Origin of the sequence: Pseudomonas sp., assembly GCF_049645325.1 — a bacterium.
Lineage (GTDB): Bacteria > Pseudomonadota > Gammaproteobacteria > Pseudomonadales > Pseudomonadaceae > Aquipseudomonas.
Map to the genome: position 1 here is coordinate 1 of NZ_JBARTQ010000632.1, position 3,326 is coordinate 3,326.

Here is a 3,326-nt window from a genome sequence, read left to right on the forward strand (position 1 = left end):
GGTGGCAGCAACCCATTGACCAGGTAATTGCCCACAATCCGCGACTTGTACACGCGCGGGTTGTGGTTCGCCAACGTGCGCGCATTGCGCCACAAACGGTCCAGCGCCTTGTTGCTCGCTGTGGCGCTGGCGCCCAGTGCGTCGAACAACGCTGTGGTTGCGGCGAGTGTGGCATCCACCACCGGGTTCACCGCCAAACACACTTCCAGTTCCGCCAATGCCACTTGCGGGTCGTCATCGTGCAGGGGCTGCTCATGGCCGATCACATACCGCGCCGTCTGGTCCAGACGCTGCGCCGCTTGCTGAGTGATAGCTTGCGCCGCGTAGGCCTGGCTGGCGACTTCGCCGATGACTTGCAGCAATTGCACGTCCTGGGCGGCGGTGTCGGCGTTGCCCGTGGTGAAGGTCCGGGCGCGTTGGCTGAGTTCTTCGGCGCCACTGAGTGCGGCGCGGCGGGCGATGCCGGCGAGGGTGGCGAGGTGGTAGACCTGATAGAACGATTGGGCGTAGCCAAAACGTTGGGTGGTGGGGCGGCCCTGGTCTTCCACCGGGGCGTTTTCGAAAATGCAGGTGCCGCTGGCGGTAAGGCGTTGGCCGAAGCCGTTCCAGTCATCAACGATCTGTACGCCTTCGGCCTTTAGGTCGACGACCACGGAGTAGACCGTGCCGTCTTCACCCGTGGCGACGGTGCTGATCAGGTCGCTGTAAAGCGCGCCGGTGGTGTAGAACTTTCTGCCGCTGATGCGCAGCGTGCCGTCTGCGTCGCGGTGCAGGCGGGTGTCGAAGTCGCCGCGGGTCGCGTTGCCAACTTCGGTACTGCCTGGGGAGAGCAGGGCGCCCTGGCCGAGTCGGTCAAGCCACTGGGCGCGCCAGTCGAGGTCGTTGGCGCAGAGTACGTCTTCGCAAAAACCAAAATGCCCGCGCAGGGCCTGGGTGATGTTGGAGTCGGCGGCAGACAGCTCGGTAAGCAAGGCGAGCAGTTCGGTGAACGTGGCGTCCTGGCCGCCGTAACGGGCGGGCAAACGCCAGCGCGGCAGACCGAGTGCGTTCAGCTGTTGGATGACTTCGGCCAGGCTGGCGCGCGTCTGATCAGCTTCGGCAGCCTGGGCAAGGATTTTCGCAAACAGTGGGCGAAACGGTGCGGCCAGTTGTTCGTAGCGGGTGGAGGGCGCGGAGCCCCAAATATTCAAAGCGGAAATCGACATGCAATGGACCTTGCAGAAAGTGGCTCAGGTGCTGGGGTCCAGTGGTCTGGTGTCGCCACCCTAACCCAGGGCCGGTAAACTTTTTAATACGAAAAATAGCTATCGAACTGCGCGACAGTTCTATCGATAGTGCCCAACAGTATTAAACCTTGCGCTTTTATTGCGTTAGCTTCTACGGGCGCCACACTCGGCAACCGCGCAACACCCTCCCTCATCACCAGACTGCACGCCCACAGATGGTTGAGTCAGCCATTAACCCTGTGGATTCCTTTCATGATCAATCGTCGAAATATGCTCGCCCTGCTGGGCCTGGCTTCTGTTGCGCTGCATGGCCCCTTGGCGTGGGCCGCAGACCCCCAGACCCTGACGGTGGGGGACCAGTTCTTCTCCAACCGCATCGTGCTGGAACTGTCCGGCGAGCTGAAAGACCTGCCGTACACAATCGACTTCAAACGCTTCAACACCGGTTCTCCGGTGGCCTCGGCCGTGGCCAGCGGCGCGCTGGACATTGGCATTGTTGGTGATACGCCGGTGATCAGTCTCGCCGCCAATGGTGCCCCGGTGAAGGTGGTTGCCAGCACCCAGACCAGCCTCGACGGCGTCGGCATCGTGGCGCGCAAAGGCATTCAGTCGGTGGCCGACCTCAAAGGCAAGACGGTCGCGATCTGGAACGGTTCGTGGAGCCAGCAACTGGCGTACAAAGCCCTGGATGAGGCCGGTGTGCCGCGCAGCAGCGTGACCTTCAAATACCTGCTGCCCGCCGAGGCCAGCCTGGCGCTGACCCAGGGCGACATTGATGCGTTCGGCACCTGGGAGCCCTACGTGTCGCTGCAGGAAAAAGAAGGCAGCACGCTGATCCGCAATGCCAAGGGCCTGATGAGCGCGCCGACCTATATCGTCGCCTATGAACCGGCGCTGGCTCAGAAAAGCGCGATCATCAAAGACTTCATCGCACGCCTCACCCGCGCCCGCGTGTGGAGCAACAGCCATGTCGACGAGTACGCCGAGGCTTGGTCAAAGGCCAACCAGTCCGCGCCGGACATTGCCAAGGTGTGGTTCAAGCGCGATGCGATCAAGGTGCTGCCGATCTCGCCGACGATTGTCAGCGAAGCCCAGGCCACGGCGGACTTTCTGGTGGATGCGCAGATGCTCAAGCAGCGGTATGACGTGACGCCATTGTTCGACCGGGCGCTTTGAGCGGCAGGGGAAACAAGCGCTAATAGAATCGAGCGGCTGCTCCTGCGGGGGTTGGACTAGGATTTTTTGAACCGGAGTTCACCGGAATTGAAAATTCACTAGCATCAGCATGGAGTAGCCAGTAGGCTACAAGTGAAATCGTGACTAATTTGATCGGCAGGACGCCGGAGTTCGATACATGGCTCGACGGTATGCGAAACATTTGCGGGAAAACGGCTGTTCTGACTCGGTTGGATCGCGCTGAAGAAAACAATTTTGGAGATTGCGAGCCCGTAGGTGATGGCCTGAGCGAAATGCGTGTTTTTGTCGGGCCCGGCTACAGGATCTACTTTGTGCGCACGGGCATCACCGCTTACCTGATGTTGTGGGGCAGCGACAAAACCGACCAGAACAGAGGAATCAAGCGGGCAAAAGAAATCCTCGATGCCCTCAGAGGTAAATGAAATGAGCAAATCGACATTTAAACCCGAGGACATGCCGATCCTCGATCTTGATACGTCCGGTACCCACGTCTATGAAGCGTCGCGCTTCCTCGACAGCCCGGAAGTGATCAGTGCTTATCTTGCACAAAGCATGCATTCCCATGACCCGCAGATATTGATGAAAGCGCTTGCCGAGGTCGCCAAGGCCCAAGGCGTGAACAAGGTGGCGGAGGCGGCAGGGGTCAATCGGGAGAGCCTTTACAAAACCCTCAAAGGCGGATCAAAGACCCGCTATGAGACGGTCCAGAAGCTGATGCTGGCGCTGGGGGTGGAGCTGACGGTGCAGCCGATAGCAGCGCCCGCAGCCAAAAAAACCGCAGGCGCGACGGGCAAGTCCTGATAGTCCGACAGCGCTGTCGGGGTGTGCTGTTTGGCTGACGAGCCCCTCAATGTGGGAGCCGGGCTTGCCCGCGATGCAGGCACCTCGGTTTTTCAGTTACTC

The 3,326-nt window shown here is 60.4% G+C and carries 4 protein-coding genes; 3 read left to right on the forward strand and 1 reads right to left on the reverse strand.

Translation table 11 applies throughout. The features are described from left to right. The coding region (locus WBB95_RS26930; RefSeq protein WP_424490343.1) for an acyl-CoA dehydrogenase family protein at positions 1–1,205 on the reverse strand (1,205 nt) is incomplete at its 3' end. 273 nt (positions 1,206–1,478) lie between these two features. Here WBB95_RS26930 and WBB95_RS26935 point away from each other — a divergent pair. The 3 genes from WBB95_RS26935 to WBB95_RS26945 all read left to right on the forward strand — a co-directional run bounded on the left by WBB95_RS26935 (position 1,479) and on the right by WBB95_RS26945 (position 3,224). Beyond that, positions 1,479–2,402: an ABC transporter substrate-binding protein gene (locus WBB95_RS26935; protein WP_424490344.1), complete on the forward strand. Its 924-nt coding sequence runs from the start codon at positions 1,479–1,481 to the stop codon at positions 2,400–2,402. Positions 2,403–2,542: 140 nt separating this feature from the next. After that, complete coding sequence (locus WBB95_RS26940) at positions 2,543–2,845, forward strand: type II toxin-antitoxin system RelE/ParE family toxin (protein WP_424490345.1); 303 nt, start codon at positions 2,543–2,545, stop codon at positions 2,843–2,845. Between the two features lies 1 nt (position 2,846). Further along, positions 2,847–3,224: an addiction module antidote protein gene (locus WBB95_RS26945; protein WP_424490346.1), complete on the forward strand. Its 378-nt coding sequence runs from the start codon at positions 2,847–2,849 to the stop codon at positions 3,222–3,224. Positions 3,225–3,326: the final 102 nt, after the last annotated feature.

Coding starts and splice junctions, on each gene's coding strand:
- WBB95_RS26935 (WP_424490344.1), top strand. CDS start 1,479: ATGATCAATCGTCGAAATATGCTCGCCCTGCTGGGCCTGGCTTCTGTT.
- WBB95_RS26945 (WP_424490346.1), top strand. CDS start 2,847: ATGAGCAAATCGACATTTAAACCCGAGGACATGCCGATCCTCGATCTT.